This is a genomic window from Ignavibacteria bacterium (genome assembly GCA_013177855.1).
Classification (GTDB): domain Bacteria; phylum Bacteroidota; class Ignavibacteria; order Ch128b; family Ch128b; genus Ch128b.
Genome location: JABLYA010000002.1, coordinates 256,572 through 281,294, shown reverse-complemented (window position 1 = coordinate 281,294; position 24,723 = coordinate 256,572). Strand labels below are relative to the sequence as shown.

Below are 24,723 nucleotides of genomic sequence, written 5' to 3'. Positions count from 1 at the left end.
GAAAATATAATCTTTTATTTACTTTTCGAGTTTATTAATAAACAAAGCCAATTTTGACTTTTGATTGGAAGCTTTGTTTTTATGGATAATGCCTTTAGTTGCTAATTTATCTAGCAGCGAAACGACTTTGTTATAGGCAGCTCGTGCAGTTTCTTTATCTTGAGCAGTTCTTACTTTCTTTATCCAGGTTTTTAGCTCGCTCTTTCTTGCACGATTCATCGCTCGTCTTTTCAGGCTCTGTCTATGTCTTTTAATAGCCGATTTATGTGTAGCCATCAAATCTCCTTATTTTTCACAAATTTAAGTAAAAATTAAGTTGTTTCAAATTTAATGATATTGAAACAAATCGATGCTTAAAACTATCATTGAACAAACTTTATAATTAAACTAAATTGCATTAAAATTTGTGAAATTATGGATATCAAAAAATACCTTAACTTCATTAAAGTTGAACATACTCTTTTCTCGCTTCCACTCATCTATGCTGGTGTTTTTTTAGCCTCTGATACTTTTCCGCCTGTAAGATTGCTTTTGCTTGTTTTGTTCGCTGCAATATTTGCCAGAATCTCTGCAATGACAGCAAACCGAATAATTGATGCAGAAATTGACCGAAGAAATCCCCGAACAAAAGCTCGTGAAATTCCAAGTGGAAAGATTTCTTATCCTAAAGCATACCTAATTTTGTTCATCTCCCTTGCTGGTTATTTTGGGACAGCTTATTTGATATCAGAATTTTGTTTTTATCTTTCTCCAATTCCAATTGTAGTCTTTATTTTTTATCCTTATATGAAGAGATTTACTTACTTCGCTCATTTCGGTGTTGGATTAGGTTTATCAATGGGACCACTCGGTGGTTGGTTTGCAGTCAAAAACTCATTTGAAAATATAACTCCAGGCGCTTTATTGAGTTTATTCACTTTATTTTGGGCAACCAGTTTCGATATAATTTACTCAACGCTTGATGAAGAATTTGATCGAGCGAATAATTTGAAATCATTTCCAGTGAAATTTGGTAAGAAGAGAGCTCTTTTTTATTCTGTTGTTTTACATATAATTTCTTATGTCTTTCTTTTCTTACTTTTTATTTCGCAGACAAGAAATATTTTATCGTTTCTGTTTTTAATTGGCGTTGCGGTACTTTATTACTTCGAACATAAATTTGCTGAAAAAGATGTAGAGCTGGCGTTTTTCAAACTAAATGCTGTTGTCAGTTTTGTAGTGTTTTTAATGGTAATAGTTCGAGGAGTCTAAAATTGAAAATAGTAGTAGGAATTACTGGTTCATCGGGATCAATTTTTGCAGTTGAATTTCTAAAAAAAACAGAAGCTGATAAATTTTTAGTTGTTAGTAAATGGGGTAAGGTTGTTCTTCAAGATGAAACGGGGGAGAGTGAAAATACACTTCGGCCTTATGTTAAAAATATTTTTAAAGATTCTGATTTAACCGCACCGCCAGCGTCTGGTTCAAATTACTTTGATGCTTTTGTTGTAATTCCTGCATCCACATCCACAATAGGAAAGATTGCATCTGGAATTGGAGATACTTTGATTACTCGCACAGCTCAAGTTTGCCTGAAAGAAAGATATAAAATGATCTTGTGTGTGAGAGAAACGCCGCTTGCTACAAACACACTTGAACAGCTTTCTTTTCTTTCCCGTGAAGGTGTAATTGTTATGCCTATATCTCCACCAATGTATTTTGTACCGAAAACAGTTGATGAATACATCAATGCATTCGTTAACAAACTTCAACAGGTTCTTGGGCTTAGACGAACCGGCGGATGGAGAGCTGAAGAGTTTGAATGAAAAGCCTTTCAATTACTCCTGAAATCAACTTCAGATTTTCATTAAATTGCATTCCGATTAGAAACTTTTTAATTAATAATTCATCCAATGATTGAACAAAAAGAATTAGAACTCATTGAACGAGCCAAAGCAGGAGATAAAAAAGCTTTAGCTGAGCTGGTTACTAAATACGAAAAGACCATTTTTAGTTTTGCATTTAAAATTTGTCGTAATCGTGAAAAAGCCGAAAACACGATGCAGGAAACATTTATGAGTGTTATAAAATCCCTGCATCAGTTTGACGGTAAGTCGAAGTTCTCAACCTGGCTTTATCGCATTGTGGTAAATCATTGTTTAATGATGGCTCGTTCTGAAGTTCATAAAGATAAATTTCATTCTATTGATGAAGAAGAGTTTGATTTTGAAGAGCCAGAAGTTAAACATTGGTCAGATTTACCAGAAGACAAATTACTTAATGATGAATTAAAAAAAATAATGGATGAAGCCATTGAAAAACTTCCACCAGATTATCGAATTGTTTTTATGTTAAGAGATGTGGAAGGACTTTCAACTCAAGAAACAGCTGAAACACTTGGAATTAGTATTCCAGCAGTAAAATCAAGATTACACAGAGCAAGGTTATTTTTAAGAAATGAACTTAAACCTTACTTCGAACAATAAATTGACCTGCAAGGAAGTTATCAATCAGGTCTGTGAGCATCTCGGTGAATTACCAGATTCACCACTTTGTGTTGCAATTCAGGAACATCTCAAGGAATGTGAGAATTGCAGCAATTTTTATGATCAACTCGAAAAAACTGTAAAACTATTCCGTGAATATAAAACGGATTTGCCCGAAGGTGCTCACGAGAGACTTTTAGCTTTTTTGGGATTGCAGGATAAGGACGATAAATAAAAGACACTCGATCCATCCATCAAACCTTCCTTGAAACTTTCATAATTTTATCTCATCTTATTGTGTGACTATGGTTTATGTAATAATTTTAATTTTTGGATTTTTAACTCTCTTCTTTGCTTTTCAATATTATTTGATTTTTAGAAGCAAGAAGATTTCTGGTCAAACAATTGATCTGGGTAAGATTAGACCAGAATTGCGAAACTATTTCGATAAAGACAAGTTGTTGATTTATTTTTATTCACCAAATTGCTCTGCTTGTCGTTATCAATCACCAATAATTGAAAAACTGAAAAGATTTAATTATAATGTTTTAAGTGTGGACATATCGAAGGATTTACAACTTGCAAGAGTCTTTGGAATTATGGGAACTCCAAGTATTGCTCTTATGAAAGGAAATCTTGTGAAAGAATTTTTAATCGGCTTTCAAGATGAAGAAAAATTATTAAAAGAATATCAATCCATTTAATGGGAAAAATGAATTTCACAGTTCAAGTAAATAAGCCGTTTGATCAAATCTTAAAAGAGATTGAAAGTCTCGCTGAAAAACACAGTTTTCGTGTCCAGCACATACATCGTGTAAGTGACATATTGAATGAAAAAGGTTTTCAAATTGAAAACTATTCTATTGTTGAGCTTTGCAATCCAAAATTTGCTCATCTTGTTTTAAGTCAGGATAAAAATTTCGGTTCAATTTTGCCTTGCAAAATTCTTGTTTATGAAAAAGACGGGAGAAATTACATTTCAGCACCAGATCCTGTAGAGATGATTGAAAAACTTGGGATGAACCAAATTAGTGATGTGGCGAAGCAAGTCGAAAGAATCATTAAAGAAATAATTATCGAGGTAAGTCAATGACAATGCTTCAAGTGGCAGGTGTTTTGATTGGCGGAATATCTGGATATTTTATCGGAAAGTTTTTCAGTAAACATACTATGGGTGTTTGTCCTATTTTATGTAATCCCAAAATATCAACTTTATATTTTGCTTTACTCGGTTATTTAATTACAAGTAACAAAAATCTGTAACAAATTAAAGGAGAATTAAAAATGAAAAAGAATGTTGGCAAAACAGATCAGATTTTAAGAGCAATTTTAGGTGTTGTTCTTCTAATTTTTGCAGTAATTGATCCATCAAAAAACTGGTGGGGATTTTTAGGATTTATTCCTTTATTAACAGCTTATTTTAGATTTTGCCCTGCTTATTTACCATTTAAGATTAATACTTCAAAAGATGAAAAATAAGAAGAGGTGATGTTTATGTTTATTGATGAAAAATTGCAAAAAGAAATTTCAAAACAGTTGTCGGTTTTGAAAAAGGACGTAAAGATTGTAATGTTTACGCAGGAAATTGAATGTATGTACTGCCGTGAAACAAGAACTTTGCTTGAAGAACTCGTTCAAACTTCAGACAAACTCAAACTCGAAGTTTACAATTTTGTGATTGATAAAGATAAGGCTGAATTATATGGTATTGATAAAATTCCAGCCATAGTAATTCTTGAAGGTGAGGGTGATAAAGATTTTGGTATCAGATATTATGGTATTCCTTCAGGTTATGAATTTGCATCCTTGCTTGAGGATATTAAAATGGTCGGGACAGGCGAAGTTGATTTAAGCGCGGATGTAATTGAAAAAGTAAAGGCAATTGATAAAGATGTTCATCTTCAAGTTTATGTAACTCCAACTTGTCCATATTGTCCTCGTGCTGTTATTGCTGCCCATAAGTTCGCTTATTTGAATCCAAAAATTAAATCGGATATGGTTGAAGCAACTGAATTCCCACATCTTGCAAGAAAATATAATGTAATGGGAGTTCCAAGAACGATAATTAACGAGAATGATTTCATTGAAGGAGCAGTCCCTGAAGATATGCTGCTTGATAAAATATATGAAAGCATTGGAGTTATTTCGTGAAAGAATTGATGATGTCAATTACTCGAAAAAAATATTTTAAACTTGTTTTATTTTCTTTGATTGGATTTATTGGCGGTTATCTTTACTATTATTTCATTGGTTGCTATAATGGAAGTTGCCCGATTACTTCAAAATGGTATACTTCAAGTTTATATGGGATGTTAATTGGAGCAATAGCTGGTTTCCCGACTGCGGAGAAAAAAGTGGAGAAAGAAAATGAGTGAGACATCGACCAAAACAATTACTAAAGAAATTACAATTGAAGAATTGGTTGTGTTAAAACCCGAAGCGGTGAAATATTTAATGGATAAAGGAATTCGTTGCCTTGTTTGCGGTGAACCAATCTGGGGAACTCTTGAATCAGCATCAAAGGAAAAAGGTTATTCAGATGCTGATATCGAAAAATTTGTTGAAGATCTAAATAAATTATATAGAAGTTTTAAGTGATAATACACTGATATCTTGTTTAATCTTATTTCGAAAGATAATCATTCGATTCAAACAAAATTAATTTATATTTCTTTGTTTCTGAGATAATATTTGTAAAATCTCCCTGCCTTTGAAATCGTCTGTTGAATAGAAACAGGTTTTATACTAACTTTAAACAAAATAAATGGCGGGAAGATGAAACCCTTAATTCTTTTATTAATCTTTTCGATATCAATAGCTTTCTCTCAGAATAAATGGGATATCTATTCAAAAGATTATAACTTTGGGCTGTTACCAAAAGAAAGAATTGAAAAAGACCTAAATGGTGATTTTAAAGTTTACGACCGAGATTATAACTACGGACTGATACCTAAAAAGCAAATCAAGAAAAATTATGATGACAGTTATCAAGTGTACGATAAAGATTATTTTTACGGTTTAATTCCAAAGCAAAAAATTGAAAAAGATTTCTCGACTGGTTACAAAATTTATGATAAAGATTACAACTATGGTATAATTCCAAAGATTTCGGTTAAAGAACAATCGAATAATGAAATTTTGATATATGATAAAGAATACAATTATGGTCTTACACCAAAACAGGTTTTGAAGAAAAGATCTGATGGAACAATAGAAGTTTACGATAAAGATTATAATTTTGGATTGACACCGAAAAAGATTATTAAGAAACGATAGAGTTGATAAAGACAAAATTTTGAGAGCATTTTCAAATTTTGTAAATTTGCAATTGAAAACACCGCGGGGTAGAGCAGCTGGTAGCTCGTCGGGCTCATAACCCGGAGGTCGCAGGTTCGAATCCTGCCCCCGCTACCAAGTTAAAGCCGAACGAAAGTTCGGCTTTTTAATTTTAAATTTTCATTTGATCTAATTTAACTCTTCGCAAATAATAACTTTTTTACTCCTGCTAACAGAAGAATTTAAAATGTTTTTATGCCGAAAGATTGAAAAAGAAATTCTGCATATTTTGAAGACGGTTTAGGAATTTTCCTTTTACCATCAAGTCGGTCGATATTTATTATCTCAATTATCTCTCCATCTTTAATAAAACCTATTCTATTTGCAATTTTTAAAAGATAAGGAAGTTCATGTGAAATGATAAGAAATGTAGTTCCATATCTTTGATTTATCTCCTGAAAGAGTTTAAGAAGATTCAAAATTGAAGCTACATCCTGCGAGGCAAAAGGTTCATCTAAAATCAGAAGATCTGGTTTAAGAATTAAAAGTTTTGCCAGAGCTAGTCTTTGAAGTTGCCCGCCGCTTAATTGAGAAGGATAAAGAACAAGGACTTCATCGCTTAAGCCGACAAGATTTAAAATTTCTTTTTTAGAATGAAACCATATTTCCGATGGTTCTTTCTTAAGTTTTAGAATTTCATTAAAGGCTTTATCAATTTTTTGTAATGGATCATGAGTGGCTGTATAGTTTTGAAATAAGAATTGAATTTTGTGTTCAGGTTCTATTCCAATGAACTCTTTTTCGTAGAAATACTTTTTACCCGCAGTTGGTTTTTCAAGTCCCGAAATAATTTTTCCAATCGTAGTTTTTCCAGAGCCGGATTCTCCAGTCAATCCAAAAATTTCTGATTTATATATCTCAAGATTTACATTATTTAATATTTTTTGAATTGAGTTTCCAACTTTTACTTCAAAGGAGATGTCTTTAAGTCGTAAGATTATTTGATTATTCATAATTTTAATTGCTTGTATGAATTCAAGAGTAAATCAATCTCGAAATTATTTGTGTTTTCTGTGAATTCGTCTTTCATTGAAAATGGAATTAGTTTTCCTTTTGTTAAGAATAAAACTTTATTTGCAAATCTTTCGGCAATTGAAAAATCTTGAGTTATAAAAATTAAAGCCGCCTTTCTGGTTTTTACATAATCAGTTAATAAACTAATGAGTTGATTTGAGATTGGTTTATCTAGTGCTGAGGTTGGTTCATCTGCGATTATTAGTTCAGGATTTGAAGCAAGAACTCGAATTGCTGAAAGACGCTGCAGCATTCCCCCGCTTAATTCGAAAGGATATTTATTAAGTATTTGATTGTAATTAACTAAATCTAATTCATTCATCAACTGGATAAAATTTTCAAATGGGATGTTTTTCAATTTGCTTATTTCTTCGAGTTGATTTTTAATACGATAAACAGGATTAAAAGCTGAGAATGGATTTTGTAGAATGTAGCCTATGTTTTGTCGTCTAATTTTTAATAGACTTTTCTCATCAACTTCAAGTAGATTTTGATCTTTAAAGAAAATCTTTCCTTCTATTGAAAAAGTATTGGGATTTAACAATCGAGTTAGACTCAAAGCCAGTGTGGTTTTCCCTGTACCATTTTTACCTAAGATTATTAGAATTTCTGATTGATTACATTTAAAGTCTATTCCGTTTAAAATGACCCTGCCTTCTTTTATTACAGAAACTTTTAATTTTGCAATATGAATAATGTTATTCTCTTCAGACATTCTTTTTCTTATTTCAAACTTGAAGTCAATATATTAAATTGATAAAAAAAATCATCAATGACGGTTAGGAATAATCGATGAAAAAAACTTAATTTCCTTCCTTTTGATATTATTCATCTCTTTTAATTTTTTTTCTTGCAGGGAAAAAGCTGAATTCTCTCAAGCGAAGGTTTCCCAATCCGAGCTTTTTATTGCAATTAAAAACGATGTAGATTTTTTTAATCCACTTTATTCGAATGATATAGTTTCTGGTTTGATCAATGATTTAATTTTCTCCTCATTAACTTATTCTGAATTTATTTCTGATTCAGGCAAATTAGTTTACTATCCCAATCTTGCTGCAAGCTGGGAAATATCCAACGACAAAAAAAGCATCACTTATACACTGAAAACTAATTTGAAATGGTCTGATGGTGAAAAGTTCACTGCTAAAGATGTTCAATACACATATTACCTTTATACCCATCCTGATGTAATGAGCGTAAGGCAGGATATTGAGAGATTTTTTATTCATGATAAAAGTGGAATGGTTGACTATAAAAAATCATTTGTGGTCTTAAATGATTCAACTATTACATTCAATTTTTCATCAAAGGTTGAAGATCCTTTATTTGTGACGGGTCTCCCCATTCTGCCAGAGCATATTTTCAAGAAAATTCCATTAAAAGACATTTTTAATCACGAAGTAAATTTTAAACCAGTCGGAATTGGTCCTTATAAAGTTGAAAACTATCAAAGACAACAACAGATTGTTCTTGTAAAGAATGAGCCGGATTATTTTGATAAAATTCCACTTATAAAAAAATTAATATTTAAAGTAATCACTGATTATACATCAAGGATCAATCAATTAAAAAATGGTGAAGTTGATTTAGTTACCGATGTTCATCCTTCCGATGCTGAGATTTTGAAAAGAGAATTTCCACAAATAAAAGTAGAAAAGATCAGCGGCAGAGATTATGATTACATAGGTTGGAATAATATTGATCATCAGATTTATAGGAAATCTAATGGTAAGGTTATCAAACCGCATCCATTATTTGGTAATAGGGAAGTTCGACTTGCTTTAACTATGGCAATTAATAGAAGAGAAATTTTGAATGGTTATTTCGGTGAATTTGCGCACTTAGCTGAATCTCCAATATCTCCTATTTTTACAGCGTTTGTGAATCCTTCACTAAAAACAATTCAATACAATCCTGAAGAAGCAAAAAAAATTCTTTATAAGAATGGTTGGAGAGATACAGATAGAGATAAAATTCTAGACAAAGATGGAGTACCATTTAAATTTAAACTAACAATTGCGTCCGGTAAGCCTCATCGTGAATTTGCCGCAACTATTATTAAGAAAGATTTACAAAAAATTGGAATTGATGTTGAAATTGAAATACTTGAAACTTCTTTATTCTTTTCAAATATGTTTGAGAAGAAGCTTGATGCCTGGATTGCTGGATGGACAATTCCACTTGACCTTGACCTTGAACCTTTCTGGGGTTCTGATTTGAATAAAAATATTTTTAATGTCTGTAGTTATCAAAACCCTGACATTGATCAGATTTTTTCTGAATTGCGTAAAACAAATTCATTTGAAGAAAAAAGGAAACTAATACTCACATTTCAGGAAATTTTGCAACAGGACCAACCAGTTACATTTCTATACTGGATTGATAATATCATAGCTTATAATCAAAGATTGAAGAATACCAAATTCAACCCAATTGCTTTCACAAATAGAATCTGGGAATGGTACATCGAGAAATGAGAAAGAGATTATCAAAGTTCATATTGACAAGATTTTTATCTTCAATTGTTATGATTTTAATCCTTGTTTGTGTTGTGTTCTTTTTAATGCATATTTTACCAGGTGATCCTTTTCAACAATATTATTCTCCAAAACTTGGCAGTGAACTCTCTGAACAAATTAAAAACGAGTTTGGTTTCGATAAACCTATCTCTCTTCAATTTCTTAACTGGATTAAAAATGTGCTTAAAGGTGATTTTGGATATTCAATTATTTATAAAAAACCTGTTCTAGACTTGCTCGCTGAATCGATCCTTGTGACCTTATCAATTTCTCTAACTGCTTTTGTACTTCAAATATTTATTACAATTCCTCTTGGACTATTTCTACTCAAAAATTCCGGCAAGAAAATAGATTTGATAATTGATAAACTTGCTTTGGTAATTTACAGCGCGCCATCTTTTCTTGTTGCAATTGTTCTTATTTATTTCGGCTCAATCGTTTTAAAAATTTTCCCTTCATCTCAAATGTTTTCTTATAATTATTATGAAATGAATTTCCCGCAAAAACTTCTTGACTTAATACATCATTTAACTTTACCTGTACTTACATTGACTATTACATCAGTCTCTTTTTCAATTCGATATTTAAGAGAAAGTTTGATAAATGTAAGCAACGAAGGTTTTATAATCGCATTACGAGCAAATGGAATTCCCGAAGATGTTATCAGGAAAAAACATATACTTCCAAATGCATTAATCTCATACATCACAATTCTCGGAATGGAAATAGGTTCATTGCTGAGTAAAACATTAATCACCGAAACAGTCTTTTCTCTTCCTGGAATGGGGAAGTTGATGGTCGGTTCAATTTTCACTCGAGATTATCCTGTCATTATTACTTGTGTAATGATTTCTGGTTTAATGGTAATAATTGGTAATCTGCTTGCTGATATATTAATTGCCCGCTTTAATCCAAGATTTTCTTTCGATATAATATCTCATTAGAATTATGACTGAAAAAAAGATTAATATCAATCTTTTCGCAGTTTTAATTTTCACTTCAGGGCTTTTGGTATTAAGCATTGATAAGATTTTTCTGGGTTTAAAGTTTTTGTATTTCAAAATTTCGTCACTTGATTTAAGCTTCGGGCAAATTCAAGAATTAGACTTTATATCTGGCCTCCTGTTTTCGTTAGTATTCATAATATTAACGATTTTATTTGTATTGAATTATTTCAAGCTCTTGAAATTAAAGCTGTTTGAAAAATTAACTCACTCCCTGAGAAAAGTTAATACAGAATTTTTGATAGGAATTGATTTAGCTTACATTCTCATAGTTATAACATTAACAGCACCAATAATCAGCCCTGATAATCCTTCTTTTCATAAAGACATTCAATTAACTAAATTTCTCAAACCATTAGAGAGTGTAAAGTATGTGAAATTAAAATCAAAAGAAAGTAGATTAAGCGAATTAGAAAAAATCGAAAAAATTTTGTTTGAAAGTTTTAATGAAGAGAATAAAATTTATTTCGAACAAATGAAAATTGAAGGTTCATCAGTTCATTTAATCAAAAACATGTTGATTGATAAATTTTCAATAGATGAAATCGAAAATGAGAATGGAAAACCAAATATTTATTCAAAAGTATTTTTACTCGGCACAGATGAATTTGGCAGAGATTTATTAAGCAGGATAATTTATGGAATACGCATTTCTTTTTTTATTGGCGTCTTATCTGTGTTTGTATCATTTTTGCTCGGAAGTTTAATTGGCTATTCAGCTGGTGTTTTTGGGGGTTTTATAGACAATCTGTTAATGCGAGCAGTTGATTTCTTTCTTTCATTTCCAATTCTTTTCTTTGTGATTTTTTTAATTGCGTTCCTGGGCAATTCAATCCTTTTGCTGATACTTGTATTCGGTTTTTCGGGTTGGATGTTTATAGCTCGCCTTGCAAGGAATGAAACCTTAGCCTGTATGAAAAAAGAATTTGTTCAGACTTTGCTTCTAGTTGGTCAAAAAAAATTTAAAATTGTCTTGAACCATATTCTTCCAAATACTTTTGCTCCTATTTTGATTACATTAATTTTTCAATTCAGTAATGTGGTTATTGCAGAATCGGCATTGAGTTTTCTCGGACTTGGTGTCCAGCCTCCTACGCCAACTCTCGGAGGAATTATCAAAACGGGTTATGATTATTTTTCCTCAGCAAGCTGGATTTCTTTTTCATCGGGATTTGCATTAATTATAATTGTATTAACATTTAATCTGATTGGAGAAGGACTTAAAAAGTCTGATTTAAAATGATCATAAACTCGAGATATAAAATATTAAAATTTCTCGGAAGCGGCAGAAGTCAGGTTTTTCTTGCTGAAGATTTACTTCTGCCGGGAAAGTTTTATGCAATAAAAATAATTCCATCAGAAAAATTAAATCTCGATGAAATCGAATCTTTAAGAAGCGAATTCAATCTTCTGTACAGCTTAAATCATCCAAACATCGTTAAGGCTTATGAGTTTGGAGTAATTACAGATTGTGATGATACAAGTTATCTCGACTCTTATTTTTACATTTCTGAGTATGTTGATGGTAAAAACTTTTTAGATTTTTTTTCATCTCCGGTTCAAGGTGAGCATCTCGAGGATTTTTTGAGAGCATTAAATCAAATTTCTTTAACTCTCTACTATATTCATCAATTAAATATTATTCACTATGATCTGCGTCCTGAAAACATATTAATTGAAGGTAACGATAAAAACAATTTGAATATAAAACTGATTGATTTTGGATTTAGTGCATTAAAATCTTCTTATGTAAAAGGAACACCTCTTTATATTTCTCCAGAATTAATAAGTGGTAAAGAAGTTGATCATAGAACAGATTTGTATTCACTTGGGGCAACGCTTTATCATGTTTTAAAAGGAGAGCCGCCATTCTATTCTGAAAACGAAATTGAGCTCTTGAAAAAGCATCTTGAGGAGAAACCTCAAGGTTTGCCCGATATTTATCCCGATTTTTTGAGACAAATTGTTCTAAAACTTTTAGAAAAAAATCCTGATGATAGATTTCAAAATTCGCTTCAAATACTTGATTTGATTCCTGAAAATTTCAGGAAAATAGAAAATATCTGGTACATTCCTCGAGTTCATTTCGCACGAGAAGAAGAATTAAAAAAATTAAAAGAATTTTCGAAGCGAGAAAACAATAATCTATCTACCATTATTATCATATCAGAAGAGGGAATGGGTAAATCATACTTGTTGAAAAAATTTATTGATCATCTGGAAAATCAGAGAAACATTTATTTTTTTCTGAATGTCTCAAAAGAGCAAAGCTCAACTTATAACATACTTGATGTTTTGCTCAATCAAATTGAAAAAATTATTCGTCTTAAAAAGTTTGAGAATGAAGACAATTTAAAACTGGAAATTAAGCGTGTTAGAGATTTATACAGCGCTTCGATTAGCCAGGCCGAGTATGTTGAAAATAGAAGAAATTTTCTTGCAGAAATACTTATTGATCTAGCAAGAAAACTAAAGTTCTTCGTTATAATCGATGATTTTCAAAATCTTGATCAAAGTACAAAAGAATTTTTCTATTACATTTTCCCATCTTTAGAAGATTTAGGTGTAAAGTTTGTTGTTGCGGTTGATACAGCTTTTATTCGATATCAAGAGATTGAAAAAATTAAAAACCGCGAAGAAATTATTCTTTCACCGCTTTCTAGGGATGATATTATTAAAATGCTGAGGGCTTATTTTAAGTTCAATTTTCCGTATGAAGATGTAACTGATTTGCTTATCGAATATACTTCCAGATCAATTAATGAAATGAATGAGTTGTTAAGTAATCTGTTCTTTGAGAAAATAATTATTTTCAATTCGACAGGTTTTAAACTTAATTATGAAAAACTTCAACAAATAGACATTGAACAACTTTCTCAGAAATCTTACGAATTAAAAATTCAGAATCTCACATTGATCCAGAAAAGGATGCTGGACTTATTATCATTAATTAATTTCCCAATTAATTTAAAAGATCTTTCGAAGATCTTAGATATAGAATTTAATCAGCTCAAAAAAGAGAGTGAATTTTTAAGTTCATTCGGATGGATTGAAATTTCTGGCAGAGATGAATTAGTGTTTTTCCCATCTGGGGGAATAAAAAGGTTTATAGTTTCGAAAACGAAATACGATCAGGACCTTAATTTATCGTTGGCTCGGTTTTTTGAGAAAGAAAACTATCCATCTTTCATTACAGCTGAATTTTATGAGCGAGCAAATTTTAAAGAAAAAGCTTTAGAGTATTATTTGAGAGCAGCTTCAGAAGCTGAAAAATATTTTTCTTTTTCATCAATGGAAAAATATTTATTAAAATGTATTGAACTGGAGAATAGAACTGATGAACTAATTCAGATTAGATTTAATCTTGCGAAATGTTACTTTAATCAGGCTGAGTTTAAAAAGGCAGAAGATGTTCTAAATGAAATTCTAAATAAAACTATAAAAGATGAAAATAAACTCTTCGAAATTTATTTAATGCTCGCCATATTAAAATATAAAACAGGTAATATTGAAGATGCATACGATAATTTCGATAACGCATATCGCTATGCCCGAACAGACCAACAAAAGGTAGATGTTGAATTGCAGGAAATTAATCTTGAACTGAGTCAGGGTAACTATACTCTTGCGATGAGTAAATGCAAAAATCTTCTCAACGATTATTCAGAAATTTTATCTCCTGCAACCAGAGCAGCTGTTTACAATAATCTTGGCATAGCAAATTCAAAAGCTGGATTTTATTCCGATGCAGTGTCGTACTTTAAAGAAGCCCTCGAGATTTACGAAGCCCAAAATAATAAAATTAAGTCATCACAAATTTTGATGAATCTTGGAAATGTTTTTAATCTACAGAACAAACAAGAAGAAGCATTAAGATATTGGAAACAAGCTCTGGAGCTAAATGAATCCATAGGTGATCTTTCAAAAAAAGCATTAATATTAAATAATATCGGGATTTCTTTTTTTGAAAACATAAATCTTGAAGAAGCAATTAAATATTATAAAGACGCACAGGTAATTTTTGAAAAAATTAATGATCAATTTGGTGAAGCACTATCGCTTTATAATTTAGCAGAGACATCTTTTTTGATGAGTGATTATGAACTGGCGCTGGATTATGTGAATAAATCAATTCAACTTTCGATAAAGCTGGTAGATGTAGAAGGGCAATGTCAGGGTTTGTTTTTGCTAGGACTGATTTATTATATGTTTAATCAAAAGGAAAAACTAAGAGAGGTTTCTTCAGATTTAATTAAAATTATCGAAAATCATAAAATGCAAGCTACTCAATTACAGAATTACCTTTATCTTGAAGGCTTATTAAGTCTCGAAGAAAAAAACTATTCCGATTCAGAGATAAAACTCAATTTAGCAAGAGAACTTTTTAATGAACTTGATGGAAAATATTTTTACTGCAAAAGCACTTTAGATCTAATGCGATTAAACATTTATACGGGTAATTTTTCCAATATCTTAACATTTTATAATGAACTCCAATTGAATGATTATTTTAACAAAAACAATTTACTAATCGCAGAAGCAAACTTGATCCTTGGAGACGCATCAAAAAGACCTGGTTCGAACTTACCTGAATCATCTCTCTTTTATTATACACAAGCAATGAAACACATTGAGAATGCATATATTGGAGAAGTAACATACCAAATTCTGGTCGCAATTGGTGAAGAATATTTAATCAAAGGGGCTGTTAATAAGGGGCTTGAGTATTTTAAAAAAGCTAAGCTCGTTATTGACTATCTTGGGTCTAAGATTTCAGATAACAATTTCAAAATTTCTTATTTTGCACATCCATTAAGGAAAAGAACACTTAAAAAAATCGAGAAAGTAATTAATAACTTCTGATATGGGAAGTTTAGACAAAATAAAAGTTGTAATAATTAATTCTAAAGGCACACTCGAAAATATTGACTGGTTATTTAAGACAATTAAGGATGTCAATATTTCTCAAGTAGAGTTTAGTGAAGCTTCAAGTGAATTTATCATCAAAATTCAGAATGCATTATTTGTATTTAATCTTAATTCCTTAAGTAGTGAGATTTTAGATTTCTTCAAGAAAATTGAGGGAATAATAAATCCTAATAATGTATTTATTTCATTAAGCAATGGTCAGGCAAAAGAGTTGACACTGATAAGTCGCTTAGGTTTTACAAACATTTATTATTTCCCTGATGATGAATTCGTTTTAAGAAATGATGTTGTTGAAAGAGTCGATTCCTTAAAAACACAATTGGAAATTCAAATTAATAGGAAGAAAGTTTATCAAAAATTTAGTTTTGAAAATTTAATTGGCAAATCACCAAAATTTCTTGAGTGTGTAGAGATTGCAAAAAAAGTTTCATATAAAAGTGATGCAACAGTTTTATTGTTAGGTGAAACTGGAACAGGAAAGGAATTATTTGCAAAAGCAATACACTACAACTCGAATCGTGCAGAATCTCCTTTTATAGAATTGAACACCTCCGCAATCGCCGAAAATCTATTCGAATCTGAACTTTTTGGTTATGAAAAAGGAGCTTTTACTGATGCAAAAAATTCTAAGCCGGGTTTAATGGAAATTGCTGAGAACGGAACTATTTTTCTTGATGAAATAGGTGACTTAAATCTGAGTTTACAGGTTAAGTTATTGCGCGCAATTGAGAATAAAACTATAAAAAGAGTAGGCGGTATTAAAGATATAAAGATTGATTGCAGAATTATTGCAGCAACAAATCAAAACTTAGACAGATTAGTTGAAGAAAAACTGTTTAGAGCTGATTTATACTATAGATTAAAAGTAATTTCTATAAGTTTACCGCCATTAAGAGAACGAAAAGAAGATATTGTTCCATTAGCTGAATTTTTCTTAGACCAATTCAATAAGAAATATAACGAAAACAAAGAGGGATTTACGCAGAAAGCTAAACAGCTTCTATTACAATATTCCTGGCCTGGCAATATACGTGAACTTTCCAATGTTATTGAGCGGGCTATTCTTTTATCTGATACAAGAATAATTAATGAAAAATATATTCATCTAGGTTCAAGCGAAATTCTTTCAACAATGAAGAAAAACTTTATTGAATTGAAAGTGGAAATTGATAAAGCAAGAATAGAAGATGTAACTTATGATTTAGCGCGGGAAGTATTAAAACTTGTGGATGGTAATAAGACTCAAGCAGCAAAAATTTTAGGAATTTCACGTCCAAGTCTTCTAAAGATCTTAAATGAAAAATATTGATCAAAAGCTTGTAAAAATTTTTTACAGTTAAAATCAAAGCAATAAACAATGTATTGCAAAACAAAAAATTAACAGCAGATTGTTAAAATTATTTTTTCGTAAAAGTTTAAAATTCTACTAAAAAATTTTAATATTTCGTGGCTTTTTTCATTCCTATTTAATATGGGTTAATTAATAATATTAGCAAAGTGAGTAATATTAGCCACTAATTTTTATCCTAATCTTATAATTAATCTATTTTTTAAGCTTTTTCATTGGGCATACAAATTGACTTTTAATATACAGTTAAAAAAAACATGTTTAACAAAAAAATCAGGAGAGTACCATGAAAAAATTAACAATTTCCCTCGTTGTTGTGCTTTTTGTCAGCACACTTTTAGTAACTGGTTGCCAAGAAACAATTTCGCCAGTTGCACCAGTTGACCAATCATTAACCCAAACAATTCAGGACAAGAATACTCCCCCTGCAGGAGTTACTTTCCTTAGAGCAATTACTAATCCAAAAATGAATTCTATCAGTACAGTTGCAACCGCAAGTGCAACTCTTGATCCTGCTGTTGGTGGGGTAGTCGGTGGAGACGAAACTTTTGGAAATTATGTTTACATTCCACCATTCACATTTAATGAAACAACTACATTCACAGTTACTGCCGCCGATCAAGAATTTAGCTGGGTTGAGTTCGGTCCATCGATGCAATTTAATGGAAATGTCGTTGTTACTTTAGACTTTTCTAGATTTGGTTTAACTCAAAAAGAGGCAAAGAAACTTAAAGTCTATTATTTCAATGAAGAAGCAGGCAAGTGGGAAAAAGTAAAAGGACCATATTATTATACTGAGACAAGTGTAAGTTTTAGAACAGATCATTTTTCAAGATATGGATGGGGTAATTAATTAATCTATTGGATAGTTTAAATGCGAGAGGAATAATAAAATGGAAAGAATTAAGAAGTTCATAAATGAGTTGTTCGAGCTATCCAGTAGATATTGTGGTGAAAATCTAATTAACGACTTAAAAATTATCTTAGAAAAAGCGGAAAAACTTGAGCAGGAGCTTCTACTAAAAGTCAGAAAAGATAGTAAGGATGATTTAAAGGAAATAGACGACATTCGAGTTAAATTTTATTCCGATAATTTACTGAGTTTCTGTCAGAAAAATTTAAAGGAAGATCTATATTTAGGTTACCTTCTTGAGCTTGGAAAAATTTGTCTTGACTTTGGTGAAGTGAATTATTCAGAATATGTATATTCACTACTAATTCACCTTGCAGAGAATAAGAAAAAATATTTAAGTCTTGTTGCACAAGCCTATTTTAATAGAGCGGAAGTTTATGTCCGTTCATCAAGATGGAAGCTGGCTGAAAATGATTTAAAGAAAGCACGCCAGATTTTTAATGAGAAAAAAGATAAAAAAGGCCTTGCGCGGGTTGATAATCTGACAGGAATTATTAAATCTGAAAAAGGTGCAATTAAAAGTGCATTAAAAAATTTCAATGATGCTTTGAGTGCATTTTCAAAGATGAAAGATGAACTCTGGATTGGTATCGTTGAAATGAATATTGGAAATTTAAAGACAATTCAAAGCCATTGGGATGAAGCGGTAACTCATTTTAAGAGAGCATTAGCTTCTTTTGAAAAGTTAATGGATCTAAAGCGCCTCTCTTTGGTGCGATATAATATGGGAATGCTCTTCAAAAACCGTGGTGAGCTTGAAGCCGCACTCACAGAATTTGATCGAAGCCTTGAATATGCACTCGAAGCAAATTATTATTTATCTACTGGGTTAGCCTACCTCGGTAAGGGAGATGTTTATGCTAAGCTGGAAGAATACGCTATGGCTATGGAATATTGTATAAGAGCGATGGAAGTATTTTACAAAATTATGGACAGAGTAGGTTTAGCTGATACATATAAGATCAAAGGTATAATTCAGCGTGATACTTCCAACTTTGAAATTGCAGAAACATATCTGCTAACGAGCTTGCGATTAAGCGAAGAAATCGAAAGTTTGTTGAATTTTGCAGAAGCTGCTTATGAACTTGGTATTTTGTATCGAAAGTGGAATAAAGCAGATTTAGCAAGGGAATATTTGAAAATTTCGGAGCAATATTTTAGCAAGCTCGGTGCTAAGGAAAATCTGGAAAGAGTAAAAATTGTAATCGATAGAACAAACAGTTCAAAGTAAAGGAATAGATTATGCGTTTCGCCGACTTTATATCTCAGCAAAATAAAATTTTCTCTCTGAATGATGATGCAAGTCAGGAAAAGGGTTTAGGTCAAGAGAATATAGAAATGATATTAAATATTGTACAAAAAATTAATAATTCTCTAATTCTCGAAGAAGTATTAAACCTTGTTATGTACAATGCAATTAAGCTTGCTCGAGCAGAGAGAGGTTTTCTCCTCCTCCTGGATGACTCCAATGATTTGAGATATAAAGTCGGCATGAATATTAATGGCGAATTCCTTCCAGAAGAAGATTTCGAAATAAGCAAAAGCGTTGTGAAAGATGCTTTTGACTTAGGCGAAACTATCTACATTGAAGATGCCAGAGCAGATAGGAATTTCCAATCACGTCAAAGCATAATGAATCTTGAACTTCAAACAATAATATGTACACCTTTAATTACCAATGGCGAAAAGATTGGTGTAATTTATGTTGATAGTAAAAAACTAACCAATCTTAAAAAATCTGAAACTATCAGAATGTTCGAAATTCTTGCTGGACATGCTGCTATTGCAATTCGGAATGCTAAACTATATCATAATCTTGATCGTGCCTTTAATGAAGTTCAAGAGATGCACGAAAAGTTAATCAAATCAGAAAGACTTGTATTAAAGAAAGAATTAAATGCTCAAATTGGTCAGGAAGTTCAGAACTTTGTTCATCTTGCATTACTTGAAAACGAAAGTGTCTTGAAACGAATCCAGAGAATAAATGAAAATCAACCGGTTGATGGAGAAACTTTAGAACAACTAATCCAGAAACTTGAGATTGCCTCAGAGAGCATTAGAAAGATACAAAGATACGCACAAGCTCTAATTGCATCCACAAGATTTGAAGTTTCTAAAAATCTGGGTGATATTAACAGAAGCATTAGAAATATTGTTAGTTACATCAAGAAGACAAAGAAATTTAAAGAGGTAACTTTTGAATTAAACTTAGACAAAGTTCCATTACTTGAATACGATCACGAACAAATAGAACAGGTTATTATAAATTTGATTTCAAACTCTGTTGAGAAAAAATCTGACTGCCACATAAGGATATCAACCTTTCATGATCAGGAAAGTAATCAAGTTGTTGTAAAAATTAATGATAATGGTCCCGGCATTCCTCAGGATATACAAAAACAACTTTTCATTCATAAAATTAATACAGGCGTTGAAGGCAAAGGTTATGGATTATTGATTGTGAAAAAGATTATTGATAATCATAATGGAAGAATCTACTACGTATCAGAACCAAACAAAGGGGCAACTTTTTATTTCTCCCTTCCTATCGTCTGATGTTTGTCCTAAATTTCAAATGGATTATTTTGCAGTAAGAAATTTAAGACACATTTCCTAAATCTAAATTTTTATTTTTTTTACTTTAATTCTTTTTAAATTTTATACATAAGTTTGTAAAGAATTTAAATCGTAAATACTTGTAATCGATAATTAATAAAAAATAAAAATTATGGAACCAAAACTTGAATATTTCAAGATAATGATTGATAAAATTCCAGTCGGAGTAATTGTTTTTGACAAACTGGGCAAACCTGTTTATCATAACGAAGCATTTGAAAAATTGTGGGGAATTAAAAAAGAACATCTTGAGAATTATAATTTATTTGATGATAAAATTTTAATGACTTCAAATCTCTTAGATAAAATAAAACAAATTTTTGAAGCCAAACAGACACTTTTTCTAGAGGGATATTACGATACTCTTTTAGAACAAGGTAAAGGTTATACAATCTGGGTTGAATCAACTTTATTCCCACTTCTAAATGATGAAGGTGAAGTAGAATATCTTGTAATTACACATAAAGATATTTCAGAAGTTAAACTTGCTCAGGAAGAAATAAGAATTGCTAAAGACGAAGCAGCTGAAGCAAATAGGTTGAAAAATGCATTCCTTGCCAACTTATCTCATGAAATTAGAACACCTTTAAATGCTATAATTGGTTTTGGTGATTTAATCCTTGAAACTGTGAAAGGCAAAGTAAGCGAATCTGAATTCGATTTGATTGGAAATTTTCAAATTGGAATTAAAAGATTATATAGAACGCTAACGCAAATACTTGAGCTTTCTCAAATAGACACGGGTAATTACCAGATCAATATTGAACCAACTAATTTAAAGGAAGAGGTTCAAAAAGTTTTAAGTGAATTTAAGTCTGAAATAGAAAGTAAAAAATTGGAAATTTTTCTCAATTTAGATGAGAAACATCTACAAATTCTGGCTGATAAACCCGCTCTGAATAGAGTTTTAACAAATCTTATAGAAAACGCAATAAAATTCACTAATAAAGGTTACATTAAAATAGAAACTTTTCCAAATAAGAACGAGACAATTTTATTCTGTTCAATCAAAGATACAGGAATTGGAATTAGCGAAGAATATTTAGATCATATTTTTGAACCATTTAGTCAGGAAGAGGATGGATTTAATAGACCATATGAAGGCAATGGACTCGGACTAGCGTTAACGAAACGATATCTCGATTTAATTAATAGTTCAATCACCGTTGATAGTGTGAAAGGAGTTGGGACTACATTTACATTTACATTGCCAATTTTTAGGAATTAAGAACATCAACAAGTTATTTATTTCATTGAAATATCTTGATTGAATTTTATGAAAGAAAAAATTGAAAATATACTTTCACGAAATACAATAATTACGATTTTCGTAATTCTTACCCTGACAATTCTTGGGTTGGAGTATATCCTTTATCAGTTTGAGAGAAACAGATTAATTGATGAAGAACAAAAATTTCTTCGACTTGTTGCAGAAAAGGAAGAGAAAAATCTTTCTGAATGGTATGTTGATACAAAGATTTCTTGTGAAGTTTTAACAAAGTCAGAAAATTTCAAAGGGCTGTTATTAAGTTATCTGAGAAATCAAAATGATCTGAGAAATCGTACTTTACTTGATGATTTTTTTAAGAAGGAAATCGTAGATAAAAAATTAATCACCATTGTTATTTACGATAGTTCTTTTAACAGAATTTATTCATATCAAAATATTCTTTATGATATTAGCCCATCGACTAAAAGCGAAATTTCTGAGTTCGATTCTGAAAATTATTTCTTTGTATCAAAAATCTTAAAGAAAAGAAATCCGATTTATGAAAACATAATTCCAATCTGTGAAATTGCAACGGGTATCTTTACCAAGCCTAATCTTTCAAAACCGGATTACTATTTAATTCTAATTTCCGACGCTCGAAAAACTATTTTTCCATTGATTAATACTTTTACCGCACAAAAATCAACTCTCGAAACACTTCTCCTTGCAGAAGAAAATGGCGAATTGATTTACTTAAATGAATTGAGATTTCTCTTCAGTTCAGATATAACATTAAAATCAAAAACTGGAGCTGAAGAGATTCCTGGTAAAAAAATGAATGTTTCGAGAAAAGGAATAATAGAGGGTACTGATTATAGAGGTGAGAAAGTTTTTGCTTATTCGACTTATATACCTTTATTGAACTGGTTCCTTGTAAGCAAAATCGACAAGAAAGAAGTTCTTATATCAACTAATAAAATTTTATATACAATTTCTGGGTCAATCGTTCTTATTCTTTTCCTTTTCATAGTAGTGCTTGGTGTATTGTGGAGAAGAGAAGAAGTTGAGAAAATAAAACGAGAGCTTGAAATTCAGAAGATGCAAAATCTGATGACTCAGAAATACCAGATTATTAGTAAATATGCTAATGATGCATTCTTCCTGATAAGCAAGGATGGAACTATTGTAGAAGCAAACGATAAAGCTGTAGAAATGTATGGGTATTCTTTAACTGAGTTAAAAGGGAGACCGTTTGTTTTACTTGAGGCTCCAGAAAACCGTGTTGAATGGGTTAGTTTATTAAATCGATTAAGAAACGATTCAGGTTCAGTTTATGAATCTATTCATATCAATCGAACAGGGCACAAGTTTTTTGTAGAAATTTCTGCGAAGATTATTTCAATTAATAATGAATTATTCTTGGTCGCAATAATTAGAAATATTGAGGACAGGAAGAAAACCGAATTCCAGTTAAAGGAATCAGAAAAGAAATTTCATACACTGTTTGAGCAGGCCTATGATTCAATTTTGGTTTTGAAAAAGAATTTAATTGTTGATTGTAACTCTAAAGCTGGTAAACTATTTGGAATTTTAAAGGAAGATCTTCTCAATCAAAATTTCGAAAACTTTATTGCGGAACCAGATGAGAAGATTGTCAACGAAATTCTGGATTTAATTGAATTCCCTGAAAAAGGAGAAGGGAAATCTTTTTATTTAAAATTGAAGCGAACTAACGGCGAAATTTTTGATGCTGAGATTAATCTGAGCATTGTTGAACTAGGCGGCGAGAAAGTTGTTCAAATGTTCATCCGAGATATAACAGAACGAAAGAAATTCCTTGAATACTTAGAAAAATTAACTCGTGCTGTTGAGAATACTGATGAGATGATGATGATTACTGATGTCAATGGTGTGATCGAATATGTAAATCCTGCTTTTGAAAGAATCACAGGATACACTCTTGAGGAAATTAAGGGCGGAACTCCAAGAATTTTAAAATCCGGAGTTCAGCCAGATGAATTTTATAAAGATCTATGGCAGACAATTCTATCCGGAAAATCCTGGCAAGGGATTCTGGTCAATAAAAAGAAAGATGGAAGTTTATATACTGAAGAAATGCTCATTTCGCCAATTAAGAATGAAAATGATCAGATAGTTTCATTTGTCGCAATTAAAAAAGATGTAACAGAAAGAATTAAAGCAGAAGAAGAATTAAAACGAGCAAGATTAAAAGCAGAAGAGTCCGATAGAATTAAAAGCAATTTTCTATCAATGATGTCTCACGAAGTTAGAACACCGCTCAATGTTATTCTTGGTTTTCTTGATATAATTAAAGGTGCGATCGATCCAAATGATTTTCCAGAGAAAGATCATGTTTTTAGTGTAATCGAAAGAAACAGCAAGCGACTAATAACTTTAATCAATGACATCATTGATATTTCAAGAATTGAATCTAATGAGATGAAACTTAATTTTAATATTTATGATGTAAAGACATTATTGAAGAATGCAATTGAAGAATTTGTTGATGAAGCTGCTGCAAAAGGTCTTGAGTTAAGAGATGAAGTAAATATTGAAAATGTATTTATCAAAGTTGATGATTTAAGATTTAATCAGATAATGTCCAATTTAATTTCAAATGCAATTAAATTTACTTCCAGAGGAGGAGTTACCGTATCAGCCGAAGTCAAATCAAATAAAGTTTATGTCTCGGTTAAAGACACAGGTATAGGAATTCCAAAAGAATATTTTCCACATTTATTTGAATTTTTCCGTCAGGCTGAAGAAGGATACAATCGGAATTTTGAAGGTGCTGGACTCGGACTTGCAATTACTAAAAAATTAGTTACAATGATGAATGGTGAGATTTATGTTGAAAGTGAATTGAATAAAGGTTCGACATTTACCGTAGTTTTTCCAATTATTTCGGCAGATTTGGAAGAGAAGATTGAAGAAATACAGGAAGAAAAAGAACTAATTGTGGTCGAAACTGACGAACCAACAATTTTAATAGTTGAGGACAATAAAGATAATTCATATTTCGTTGAAGTAATTTTGAGTAAGCTCGGATTAAAATATTTCTCAGTAACTGATTCAGAACAAGCTTTTGAAATTCTAAAAAACAAACACATTGATTTAATCTTAATGGATATTAGTCTAACTGGTGGACTAAGCGGCGAAGATGCTTTGAAAATAATAAAAGGAAATCCAAAATATCAGAAGATCCCTATCATTGCTATGACAGCTCATGCAATGCTCGGAGATAAAGAACGTTTCCTTTCTGTTGGATTTGATGATTATATCGCAAAACCTTTTACAATGGAACAATTATCTCAATTATTGTTCAAATTTTTAAGAAAAAACTAACCT

25 protein-coding genes and 1 tRNA gene are annotated in these 24,723 nt (G+C 31.1%); 23 read left to right on the top strand and 3 right to left on the bottom strand.

Annotated features, from left to right (window positions below):
• Nucleotides 1-18: 18 nt before the first annotated feature.
• On the bottom strand, nucleotides 19-276 hold the full coding sequence (gene rpsT, locus HPY57_12375) for a 30S ribosomal protein S20 (GenBank protein ID NPV12573.1): 258 nt from the start codon (nucleotides 274-276) through the stop codon (nucleotides 19-21).
• 138 nt (nucleotides 277-414) lie between these two features.
• Here rpsT and HPY57_12370 point away from each other — a divergent pair, with 138 nt between their 5' ends.
• The 13 genes from HPY57_12370 to HPY57_12310 all read left to right on the top strand — a co-directional run bounded on the left by HPY57_12370 (nucleotide 415) and on the right by HPY57_12310 (nucleotide 5,879).
• A complete protein-coding gene (locus HPY57_12370; protein NPV12572.1) occupies nucleotides 415-1,251 on the top strand; it encodes a 4-hydroxybenzoate octaprenyltransferase in 837 nt (278 codons plus the stop codon).
• 2 nt (nucleotides 1,252-1,253) lie between these two features.
• Nucleotides 1,254-1,805, top strand: coding sequence for a UbiX family flavin prenyltransferase (locus HPY57_12365; GenBank protein ID NPV12571.1), 552 nt, complete (start codon nucleotides 1,254-1,256; stop codon nucleotides 1,803-1,805).
• Nucleotides 1,806-1,892: 87 nt separating this feature from the next.
• The gene (locus HPY57_12360; protein NPV12570.1) at nucleotides 1,893-2,465 is read left to right on the top strand and encodes a sigma-70 family RNA polymerase sigma factor; all 573 of its coding nucleotides are present in this window, start codon (nucleotides 1,893-1,895) and stop codon (nucleotides 2,463-2,465) included.
• A complete protein-coding gene (locus HPY57_12355; protein ID NPV12569.1) occupies nucleotides 2,437-2,700 on the top strand; it encodes a hypothetical protein in 264 nt (87 codons plus the stop codon). Before HPY57_12360 ends, HPY57_12355 begins: the two co-directional genes overlap by 29 nt.
• A gap of 70 nt (nucleotides 2,701-2,770) precedes the next feature.
• Nucleotides 2,771-3,169, top strand: a complete 399-nt coding sequence (locus HPY57_12350; protein NPV12568.1) for a thioredoxin family protein — start codon at nucleotides 2,771-2,773, stop codon at nucleotides 3,167-3,169.
• Between the two features lie 8 nt (nucleotides 3,170-3,177).
• The gene (locus HPY57_12345; GenBank protein ID NPV12567.1) at nucleotides 3,178-3,558 is read left to right on the top strand and encodes a DUF302 domain-containing protein; all 381 of its coding nucleotides are present in this window, start codon (nucleotides 3,178-3,180) and stop codon (nucleotides 3,556-3,558) included.
• Nucleotides 3,555-3,728: a hypothetical protein gene (locus tag HPY57_12340; GenBank protein ID NPV12566.1), complete on the top strand. Its 174-nt coding sequence runs from the start codon at nucleotides 3,555-3,557 to the stop codon at nucleotides 3,726-3,728. Before HPY57_12345 ends, HPY57_12340 begins: the two co-directional genes overlap by 4 nt.
• A gap of 21 nt (nucleotides 3,729-3,749) precedes the next feature.
• Nucleotides 3,750-3,944, top strand: coding sequence for a DUF2892 domain-containing protein (locus tag HPY57_12335; GenBank protein ID NPV12565.1), 195 nt, complete (start codon nucleotides 3,750-3,752; stop codon nucleotides 3,942-3,944).
• 15 nt (nucleotides 3,945-3,959) lie between these two features.
• Nucleotides 3,960-4,616 carry a glutaredoxin gene (locus tag HPY57_12330; GenBank protein NPV12564.1) on the top strand — a complete coding sequence of 219 codons (657 nt, stop codon included), beginning with the start codon at nucleotides 3,960-3,962 and terminating at the stop codon, nucleotides 4,614-4,616.
• Nucleotides 4,617-4,627: 11 nt separating this feature from the next.
• Entirely contained in the window at nucleotides 4,628-4,840 is a 213-nt protein-coding gene (locus tag HPY57_12325) for a hypothetical protein (GenBank protein NPV12563.1), read from the top strand.
• On the top strand, nucleotides 4,833-5,063 hold the full coding sequence (locus HPY57_12320; GenBank protein ID NPV12562.1) for a DUF1858 domain-containing protein: 231 nt from the start codon (nucleotides 4,833-4,835) through the stop codon (nucleotides 5,061-5,063). The genes HPY57_12325 and HPY57_12320 overlap by 8 nt, the downstream gene beginning before the upstream one ends.
• Nucleotides 5,064-5,240: 177 nt before the next feature.
• Nucleotides 5,241-5,741 carry a hypothetical protein gene (locus HPY57_12315; protein NPV12561.1) on the top strand — a complete coding sequence of 167 codons (501 nt, stop codon included), beginning with the start codon at nucleotides 5,241-5,243 and terminating at the stop codon, nucleotides 5,739-5,741.
• 62 nt (nucleotides 5,742-5,803) lie between these two features.
• Nucleotides 5,804-5,879 (top strand) — tRNA-Met (locus HPY57_12310).
• A gap of 104 nt (nucleotides 5,880-5,983) precedes the next feature.
• Here HPY57_12310 and HPY57_12305 read toward each other — a convergent pair.
• Entirely contained in the window at nucleotides 5,984-6,754 is a 771-nt protein-coding gene (locus HPY57_12305) for an ATP-binding cassette domain-containing protein (protein ID NPV12560.1), read from the bottom strand.
• On the bottom strand, nucleotides 6,751-7,530 hold the full coding sequence (locus HPY57_12300) for an ABC transporter ATP-binding protein (protein ID NPV12559.1): 780 nt from the start codon (nucleotides 7,528-7,530) through the stop codon (nucleotides 6,751-6,753). The genes HPY57_12305 and HPY57_12300 overlap by 4 nt, the downstream gene beginning before the upstream one ends.
• A 103-nt stretch (nucleotides 7,531-7,633) precedes the next feature.
• Here HPY57_12300 and HPY57_12295 point away from each other — a divergent pair, with 103 nt between their 5' ends.
• From HPY57_12295 to HPY57_12250, 10 genes are all read left to right on the top strand, one after another.
• The gene (locus HPY57_12295) at nucleotides 7,634-9,292 is read left to right on the top strand and encodes a hypothetical protein (protein ID NPV12558.1); all 1,659 of its coding nucleotides are present in this window, start codon (nucleotides 7,634-7,636) and stop codon (nucleotides 9,290-9,292) included.
• Nucleotides 9,289-10,278, top strand: coding sequence for an ABC transporter permease (locus tag HPY57_12290; protein NPV12557.1), 990 nt, complete (start codon nucleotides 9,289-9,291; stop codon nucleotides 10,276-10,278). Before HPY57_12295 ends, HPY57_12290 begins: the two co-directional genes overlap by 4 nt.
• Before the next feature lie 4 nt (nucleotides 10,279-10,282).
• Entirely contained in the window at nucleotides 10,283-11,581 is a 1,299-nt protein-coding gene (locus HPY57_12285; GenBank protein ID NPV12556.1) for an ABC transporter permease, read from the top strand.
• The gene (locus HPY57_12280; protein ID NPV12555.1) at nucleotides 11,578-15,201 is read left to right on the top strand and encodes a tetratricopeptide repeat protein; all 3,624 of its coding nucleotides are present in this window, start codon (nucleotides 11,578-11,580) and stop codon (nucleotides 15,199-15,201) included. Before HPY57_12285 ends, HPY57_12280 begins: the two co-directional genes overlap by 4 nt.
• 1 nt (nucleotide 15,202) lies before the next feature.
• Nucleotides 15,203-16,576, top strand: coding sequence for a sigma 54-interacting transcriptional regulator (locus HPY57_12275; protein ID NPV12554.1), 1,374 nt, complete (start codon nucleotides 15,203-15,205; stop codon nucleotides 16,574-16,576).
• A gap of 325 nt (nucleotides 16,577-16,901) precedes the next feature.
• Nucleotides 16,902-17,468, top strand: coding sequence for a hypothetical protein (locus HPY57_12270; protein NPV12553.1), 567 nt, complete (start codon nucleotides 16,902-16,904; stop codon nucleotides 17,466-17,468).
• Nucleotides 17,469-17,508: 40 nt separating this feature from the next.
• A complete protein-coding gene (locus HPY57_12265) occupies nucleotides 17,509-18,759 on the top strand; it encodes a tetratricopeptide repeat protein (protein ID NPV12552.1) in 1,251 nt (416 codons plus the stop codon).
• An 11-nt stretch (nucleotides 18,760-18,770) separates the two neighbouring features.
• Nucleotides 18,771-20,084, top strand: a complete 1,314-nt coding sequence (locus HPY57_12260) for a GAF domain-containing protein (protein ID NPV12551.1) — start codon at nucleotides 18,771-18,773, stop codon at nucleotides 20,082-20,084.
• A gap of 172 nt (nucleotides 20,085-20,256) precedes the next feature.
• Nucleotides 20,257-21,372, top strand: coding sequence for a PAS domain-containing sensor histidine kinase (locus HPY57_12255; protein ID NPV12550.1), 1,116 nt, complete (start codon nucleotides 20,257-20,259; stop codon nucleotides 21,370-21,372).
• A 48-nt stretch (nucleotides 21,373-21,420) separates the two neighbouring features.
• The gene (locus HPY57_12250) at nucleotides 21,421-24,720 is read left to right on the top strand and encodes a PAS domain S-box protein (protein NPV12549.1); all 3,300 of its coding nucleotides are present in this window, start codon (nucleotides 21,421-21,423) and stop codon (nucleotides 24,718-24,720) included.
• The last annotated feature ends 3 nt before the right edge of the window (nucleotides 24,721-24,723 follow it).